Below are 7,545 nucleotides of genomic sequence, written 5' to 3' on the forward strand. Positions count from 1 at the left end.
TCGATTCAATGGACGAATTTGACGAATACAGGGTAAGGGGAAATGGCGAAAATCGTTGTAGTGACTTCGGGCAAGGGCGGCGTGGGTAAAACCACCACGAGCGCGAGCTTCGCGTCGGGTTTGGCGCTGCGCGGTAACAAGACGGCCGTGATCGATTTCGACGTCGGCCTGCGCAATCTCGATCTGATCCTCGGGTGCGAGCGCCGCGTTGTCTATGATTTCATCAACGTGATCCAAGGCGAAGCGAACCTGAACCAGGCGCTGATCAAGGACAAGAAGTGCGAGAACCTGTTCATCCTGCCGGCCTCGCAAACGCGCGATAAGGACGCGCTGACGCTCGAAGGCGTCGAGAAGGTCATGAACGATCTGGCCGGTATGGGCTTCGACTACATCGTTTGCGATTCGCCAGCCGGCATCGAATCGGGCGCGCTGCTCGCGATGCACTTCGCGGACGAAGCGCTCGTCGTGACGAATCCAGAAGTGTCGTCGGTGCGCGATTCCGATCGTATTCTCGGAATTTTGTCGTCGAAGACGAAACGCGCGATCGACGGCAAGGATCCGGTCAAGGAGCATCTCTTGATCACGCGTTACAACCCGAAGCGCGTGAGCGAAGGCGAAATGCTGTCGCTCTCCGATATTCAAGAAATCCTGCGAATTGACTTGATCGGCGTCGTGCCCGAATCGGAAGCCGTGCTGCACGCGTCGAACCAAGGTTTGCCCGCCGTCCACCTGGACGGCACCGACGTGGCCGAAGCGTACAAGGATGTCGTGGCACGCTTCCTGGGCGAAGAGAAGGAGCTGCGCTTTACCGACTACCAAAAGCCGGGCCTGCTGCAGCGCCTCTTCGGCACTCGCTAAGGAGGGCGTACGTTATGTCGATTCTGTCGTTTTTGCTCGGCGAGAAGAAGAAGTCTGCGGCGGTCGCCAAAGAGCGCCTGCAGCTCATCATCGCGCACGAGCGCGCCGGTGGCCATCCGCCTGCCGATTATCTGCCTGCGCTACAGCGTGAACTTGTTGCGGTGATTTCGAAGTATGTGAAGATTTCCGACGACGATATCCGCGTCAGCCTGGAGCGGCAAGACGATCTCGAAGTGCTCGAGGTCAAGATCGAAATCCCGCAGGCCTGATAAGGCCACTTTCGTCCGCGCCTGGTCAGGCGCGCGACTTGAACCGATTCAATTCGATCCTTGGCGCGTCGCGTCGCGTCGTTCCCCGCCGCGGCCGCGCCTTCGTCGGCGCGCTCTTCTTCCCATAACGGCTCTACCCGCGCAGCGCATCATTCGCTGCGTGCACTCCCATGGTGGGCCGTTCAATTGGATTACGACTCTGTTAAAACTGTGGCCGGATATTGCGGCCGAAGCGGTGTCGCGGCCGTGCCGCAACGGGCCGGCTGCGACAGCGGTAATCGTTGTAATAAGCGCCGGCCGATGCTTACAAATTGCAACGCCCAGTGTGCCTGCCGTGCGGTTCAATCGCATTCATTCGACACGCCGTCGAATCGATGAACAAGGACGCAGGAGAACAATATGAAACGCTCGATAGGACTTTTGATCGCAGGCACACTGGCAGCGTTGTTGCTCGGGGGATGTGTGATCGCGCCGGCACCCGGCTATTACGGGTACTACGGCGGCTATCACCATGGCTACTATTACGACCGCTGAAACGGCCGCCGAACTTGCGGTGGGGCGGCGTCCGAACGCGAGTGAGGCTGTTAAGCCAGCAGCATTTCCAACGCGATCACCGTAGCGAACGCGGCGGCGTTTGCCAACACGGCATCGAAGATCATCGCCAGCCAGGTTTTCGGGCGGAATCGTATGGCAAGCAACAGCGCGAGCAGCAGGGCGAGCGCGAGGATGGCTACGATGTCGGCGTTGTCGATCCGGATGCTCATCGTCAGCTCCCATGAGGATGTGCAAAAAACGATGCAGATCAGTGCATGAGCGCAGTATAGGCGCGCGCCATGCATGGGCAAGACGGGAAAAGTCCCAATACTTTCGTCGCACGCAAGCAAGGGTGCCGTCGCAACATGAGATGAAATGCACTCAATCGAGGAATTTTTTGCGGGCGGGTTGCACCAACTGACGAGGGCCGAGAGAGCGGCCGTAGAACAAGGGGTGTTATCAATGAGTTCGTCCGCCGGACGATCGATCGAAGTGGATCTGCTGCGCGGTCTCGTGCTGATCGCGATCGCCATCGATCATATTTCCGTGAGCGTGCTGTCGCACGCCATGCTGCACAACTACGCGTATTGCGATGCGGCCGAGGTTTTCGTCTTTCTGGGCGGCTATGCGTCTGCATCGGGCTATGCCAACCTCGCGGCACGCCGCGGCGCAGGGGCTGCGCGCCGCCGCTTCGTCAGGCGTGCGTGGGAAATTTATCGCGCCTATTTGCTGACGGCGGGATTGATGCTCGCTTGCGGCGCACTGGTTGCAAGGCTGCCGATCGCCTCCGAACTGGTCTCGGAGACGGGCTGGATCGATTTCTCGCACCAGCCCATCCGGGGCATCGGCGAAATCGCCATGCTGCGCCGTCAGCCGTTTCTGTCCGCCGTGCTGCCGATGTACATGCTCTATGCCCTGAGCGTGTCGTTCGCCATTCCGTTCGCCCGGCGCAAGCCCGTCCTGTGCTTTGCGGGCAGCCTCGTCGTGTGGTTGGCCGCTCCGTGGCTGGCCGCGATGGTGCCCGGCGTCGCCGCTTGGCCGTTCAACCCGTTCGCCTGGCAATTGCTGTTTATGCTCGGCATGCTGTGCCGCCTTCATCCCGTGCCCGTTCAGATGCAAACATCGAAGGCCGGCCGCGTGCTGACAGCGGCGGCCTTTGCGTTAGCGCTGACCTTCATGTTCGTGAAAGTGTGCATCGAGACGCATCCATCGCCGGGCTATATGAAGCAAAACCTGGCGAGCGTTCGCATCGTCAGCTTTCTCGCGCTCGCCTGGTTGTGTGCGCAAGCGGTCCGGCTCGGTTGGGTGAAGACGTTGGCGGAGCGCCTGCCCTCGGTCGTAACGGTGGGCAAACAGGGGCTCGTCTGTTTCGTCGGCGGAACGGTGGTTTCGATCATCGTCGATTCGGGTGTCCGTCTCGCGCATGCCGATACGAATTGGTTCGGACGAATCTTCGGCGATATCGTTGCCGTGGTGGCGCTGCTCGCCTTGGCTCGCCTCGCCGCGGATTGGCGCGCCAGGCGCACGGGAGGCAGCGGTGCCAGGGTCGCGGCGCCAGCGGCGCGGCTCGCCCGCGTGATGCCGGACGGACGCGCGCCGCATGACGGGCGCGGCAGGTAATCGTGCTGATAAGCAGACAGGCCTGCGGGCAAGTAACGGATCAGGACAATGAAACGTCGCGCGTTTCGCGCATCGCGATGACGGCGACGAGACTGATGGCCGCCGCCGCCGACACATAGCCGCCTACCCACGCCAACCCGCCGCGCGCCGCCAGCAACTGAGCGATGTAGGGTGCGACCGATGCACCAAGGATGCCGCCCAGGTTGTAGGCTACGCCGGCACCCGTATAGCGCACGGCGGTCGGAAAAAGTTCGGGCAGCAGCGCGCCCATCGGTGCGAACGTCACGCCCATGAGGAACAGCTCGAGCGTCAAGAACAGCGTGATGAGCGCGGGTGAGCCGCTGCCGACGAGCGGTGCCATGGCGAAACCCGATGCGATCGCGGCGGTCGTGCCTGCGATCAGCACCGGGCGGCGCCCAAAGCGATCGCTGGCCCACGCGGCGAGGGGCGTCGCCAGCGCCATGAACAGCACCGCGAAGCAGAGCATGCCGAGGAAGCTTTGCCGCGGGATGTGCAGCGTCGAGACGCCGTACGAGAGCGTGAACACGGTCGAGATATAAAAGAGCGTGTAGCAGACCACCATCGCGAACGAACCCGCAAGCGTCGCTCGGCTGTGATGCGCAACCAGCGAGACGAGGGGGACCCGCACGCGCTCGGCGCGCTCGATGGCGGCGCGGAACGCGGGCGTCTCAGCGATCTTCAGCCGCACATACAAACCCACCGCGACCAGTACCGCGCTGGCGATGAACGGCACGCGCCAGCCCCACGAACGAAATTGCGTATCGGAGAGCCCGAGCGCGAGCGCGAAAAACAAGCCGTTCGAAGCCAGAAAACCCACCGATGGCCCCAGCTGCGGGAACATGCCGAACCAGCCCCGGCGGCCGGCGGGCGCGTTCTCCGTCGCGAGCAGGGCGGCGCCGCCCCATTCGCCGCCGAGCCCGATCCCTTGCCCGAACCGCAAGATGCACAGCAGTACCGGCGCCCAAGAGCCGAGCGTATCGTAGCCGGGCAAGAAGCCGATCAGCGTGGTGGACAGGCCCATGACGAGCAGCGAGGCGACGAGCGTGGACTTGCGCCCGATGCGATCGCCGAAGTGGCCGAACAGAAACGAGCCGATCGGCCGTGCGATGAACGCGATGCCGAACGTGACGAAGGCCGACAACGCCTGTGCCGTCGCCGATCCATGCGGAAAAAATACCGGGCCGATGACGAGCGCCGCGGCGGTGGCATAGACGTAGAAATCGTAGAACTCGATCGCTGTCCCAATGAAGCTGGCTAAGACGATGCGGGCACGGCTCGATACGTTCGCCGTGTCGGACACGGCGGTCGCGGCAGGCGATGACGGCGAAGCGGACATAAATGGGTCTCCGGTGGTTATGGTGGCAGCATGGGCGCACGCGAAACATCGGCGGGCGCGGTCGTTCCGCCGGTGGTTAGGACGAGACGCAACGTGACGATCGCACGGCTCTGCGCATGAAAGCATGCGCGGCGTACGCAGGCAACGAGAAAAGCGGAAATGCGATTCGACAAGCGAGGCGCGCGAATGGCGCGGGCGAGGCGGCGTCGGGCCCGCGGGCGCCCCGCTGGATAAGGGGGCGTCGCGAACGTGGCCGGAAGGTCCGGTTGCGCGGTGCGGGAAATTATAGCGAGCGGGCACGACGGCCCGCAACGCTCGGAGATGCGGCGCGGAGGTTAGTCGAACGTCAACGCTTGCGGTGCTGCGAACTCGCGCAGTTGGAACTTGCCGTCATCGTTGAAGAGCCAGTCCTCCATCATTTCAACTTCGCCTCGGCCATTGAGGAGTTTGGCCGGTGGCGCCGGAAGTGGCGCAGCGCGGCGCAACGCGGCGAGCGCCGTCGCTTCGGCCTCGTCGTCGCCGTTCGTGCGATAGACGGACGAGCGCACGAGTTTGCCGCTGCGATCGACGGTGAATGCGACGACGACGAGCGAGCGCAGCATCGCTTGCGGACGCTGATGTTCGACATACGACGGGCTGCGTTCGACGATTCGCTGCGCGATCGCCGCACGATATTCATCGAGCGTGAGGCTGTTGACTGCCGCGGGCGGCGGCAGGGTAGCGGCGGCGGGCCGCGTCGGTGGCGTAAAGGTACAGGCTGATGCGAACAGCAAGGCGCTTAGCAGCGCGAGGCTGGTGAGTCCACTGGCGCGTAATGCGGGGCGGCGCACGAGGTCGAGTGTCATGGCGAGTCGCGATGTGACGGGCGCGCTAGATCGAGCGCGAGGCGATATGCACTCAGCGTAGTCAAAGGCGTTCGCGTGCGCATCCCGATTCGCGCAGCGTTCGTGCGCGAGCCCACAGCGCGTGGTTGTGCGGGTGAGGGCACGCCGGCATGTCTGCATCCGTTGCAGAAATTCAATGGCGAGCGCGGGGCGCTGCCGTTCCGCGTCTCGATGAAGATCCGGCTCAGTGACAGCGCGCGAGGCCGAGGCAGCGCAGGTGCAAGCAAAGTAAGGCTGCCGGCAATCGACAATTCCGCATGACGGTAAGCCTTTTCACGTGCGGAGGCGGGGACGATCGAATCGGCCGCCATTGTGCATTGCAGTCTCATATACGGAGAAAAAGACCCGATGACGCTTTTGTAAAGCAGCGCATTGTTCGGTAATCTTTTCTTGGATGGGTCACTCATCCATTCAATGGAAGGCCGTTAATAAATGATGCTTGCGACGCTTGACTCGATACAGCGCCTCGATGGCGAGAATGCGACTGACGATCCCATGGATGAGGCGGCCTCACGGTTGCGTCATGCCGTGGTCTTGTCCGATTGGTTCGACGCGCTGATGAGCGTGGGGCGCAGCCACGGGTTCGACGACACCACCTTCGTCTTGTTGCCGGGGGGCGGCTTTCATTGTGACGATGCGTTCGTCCGCAGTAACTGTGCACCCAGCATCGGACGGCTTTATCGGAATGCAAAATCGGCCGCGACGTGTCCCTTGCTGAGCTACGCGCTCGCGCACGCGAGCCCGATCTTGTGGAGCGAAGCATGGTATGCGAAGCCACCCGAGCGGGCGCTGTACGAGCGGCTGCACGGGAACAGACGACGTTGGGGAGTCCTGCTGCCCTTGCACGGGCCGAGGGGCCGAACCGGCATGCTCTGTTTTGCCAGCGGCGCCGATACGGTAACGCTCGAGCGCCAAGCCAGCGCTCAGTTGGCGCGCCTCGGGTGGATACGAGACGTGGCGATGGAGACGGCGCGTCCGCATGTCGAACGGCATTTCTCGTCGGTATTGCCGAAGTTCACTCCGCGTGAATCGGAAATCATGAAATGGTGGGTGTTGGGGAAGACTGCGTGTGAAATCGCCATCATTCTCGATTGCTCGCAATCGGCGATTAATTTCCATTTGGCGAACATTCGAATGAAACTGGGGGTTAACACGAGTCGCGCCGCGGCGGTAAAAGCGATCGAATTGGGGCTTTTGAAATAGTGGCTCGAGTTTGACGGCGCGCTGGCGGCTGCCTGCCCCGGGCTGCCGGTCGCTGGGGCAGGCACCGGGGGCGGGCGAGGTTATGCGTCGACGAATGTCATGTCCATCGACCACTGCGTCTGGTTGGCAACCTCGTATCGGGTGGATGGGACCCCCGCGATATGCTCGTCGGTCACGGCGAGCAAACCCGTTTGCGGATCGTGCCCGATCGTCGCGTGGTAAGCGCCCACGTTGCCATGCGCGACGTCCTTGGCATCGGCGAAGATCACGCCCATCAAGTTTTCTTCGGGCTCAGTATCGGCACCAAGGCGGATGCCTATGCTCGCATTCGCGCCCGGATCCAAGCAGCGCGTCTGCCGGGACGGTCGGCCGCCGATGAGAAGCACTTGATCATCCCAGTTCGGATCGCGCGCAATACAGACGGGGAGCGTGGCGTGGTTCGCCACGTGGATGACAGGGTTGGGCATCGTGAGTTCTCCTTTTTTGGCGACCGTCCGCGGGGGTGGCGTTTGCCGAGGGGCGGCGTTGCCACGCCGGTCATGGGTCTAAGCGCGGGACATGATGGTGGCTCGGGGGCGCGGTCGCGTGTTCACTTTTATGTAGATTCAGACGCTTGGAGATCGGTCGTGGGTATGCCACTCGCAGTGTCGACGTGCGTCGCAGGTCTTTTTTTGTTCGTGATTCACGTCTTGTCGTTGAACCTGTTTTCTTATCGGTTTGCCAGCGTTGCCCCTGCGCGGGGCGGCGGTCACTTTTCTTTGCACTTCCAAAGAAAAGTAACCAAAAGAAAGGCGCGTCCTTGGGCGGACAGCAAAGGTTG

General features: G+C 62.4%; 10 protein-coding genes. 6 read left to right on the forward strand and 4 right to left on the reverse strand.

Annotated features, from left to right (window positions below; translation table 11 throughout):
• The first annotated feature begins 42 nt into the window (after positions 1-42).
• From minD to ACTHL0_RS18085, 3 genes are all read left to right on the forward strand, one after another.
• Positions 43-858, forward strand: a complete 816-nt coding sequence (gene minD, locus ACTHL0_RS18075) for a septum site-determining protein MinD (RefSeq protein ID WP_440568198.1) — start codon at positions 43-45, stop codon at positions 856-858.
• Positions 859-872: 14 nt separating this feature from the next.
• Complete coding sequence (gene minE / locus ACTHL0_RS18080; RefSeq protein ID WP_102608594.1) at positions 873-1,127, forward strand: cell division topological specificity factor MinE; 255 nt, start codon at positions 873-875, stop codon at positions 1,125-1,127.
• Positions 1,128-1,526: 399 nt separating this feature from the next.
• A complete protein-coding gene (locus ACTHL0_RS18085; protein WP_440568199.1) occupies positions 1,527-1,661 on the forward strand; it encodes a hypothetical protein in 135 nt (44 codons plus the stop codon).
• A 50-nt stretch (positions 1,662-1,711) separates the two neighbouring features.
• Here the strand turns inward: ACTHL0_RS18085 and ACTHL0_RS18090 are convergent, their stop codons facing one another.
• Positions 1,712-1,891, reverse strand: coding sequence for a hypothetical protein (locus ACTHL0_RS18090; RefSeq protein ID WP_440568200.1), 180 nt, complete (start codon positions 1,889-1,891; stop codon positions 1,712-1,714).
• Between the two features lie 232 nt (positions 1,892-2,123).
• On the opposite strand from ACTHL0_RS18090, the gene opgC reads away from it, so the two are divergent.
• Positions 2,124-3,281 carry an OpgC domain-containing protein gene (gene opgC, locus ACTHL0_RS18095; RefSeq protein ID WP_440568202.1) on the forward strand — a complete coding sequence of 386 codons (1,158 nt, stop codon included), beginning with the start codon at positions 2,124-2,126 and terminating at the stop codon, positions 3,279-3,281.
• Positions 3,282-3,321: 40 nt separating this feature from the next.
• Here the strand turns inward: opgC and ACTHL0_RS18100 are convergent, their stop codons facing one another.
• A complete protein-coding gene (locus ACTHL0_RS18100; RefSeq protein WP_440568203.1) occupies positions 3,322-4,638 on the reverse strand; it encodes an MFS transporter in 1,317 nt (438 codons plus the stop codon).
• A 335-nt stretch (positions 4,639-4,973) separates the two neighbouring features.
• On the reverse strand, positions 4,974-5,483 hold the full coding sequence (locus ACTHL0_RS18105) for a TonB family protein (RefSeq protein WP_440568204.1): 510 nt from the start codon (positions 5,481-5,483) through the stop codon (positions 4,974-4,976).
• Between the two features lie 471 nt (positions 5,484-5,954).
• On the opposite strand from ACTHL0_RS18105, the gene ACTHL0_RS18110 reads away from it, so the two are divergent.
• Positions 5,955-6,725: a helix-turn-helix transcriptional regulator gene (locus ACTHL0_RS18110; RefSeq protein WP_440568205.1), complete on the forward strand. Its 771-nt coding sequence runs from the start codon at positions 5,955-5,957 to the stop codon at positions 6,723-6,725.
• Between the two features lie 80 nt (positions 6,726-6,805).
• On the opposite strand, the gene ACTHL0_RS18115 is transcribed toward ACTHL0_RS18110, so the two are convergent.
• Complete coding sequence (locus tag ACTHL0_RS18115; protein WP_440568206.1) at positions 6,806-7,192, reverse strand: hypothetical protein; 387 nt, start codon at positions 7,190-7,192, stop codon at positions 6,806-6,808.
• A gap of 159 nt (positions 7,193-7,351) precedes the next feature.
• Here ACTHL0_RS18115 and ACTHL0_RS18120 point away from each other — a divergent pair.
• Positions 7,352-7,545 (forward strand): hypothetical protein (locus ACTHL0_RS18120; RefSeq protein WP_440568207.1); only part of this gene is annotated, 194 nt, incomplete at its 3' end.

The sequence above is a fragment of the Trinickia sp. genome (genome assembly GCF_051961175.1).
Taxonomy (GTDB): Bacteria; Pseudomonadota; Gammaproteobacteria; order Burkholderiales; family Burkholderiaceae; genus Trinickia.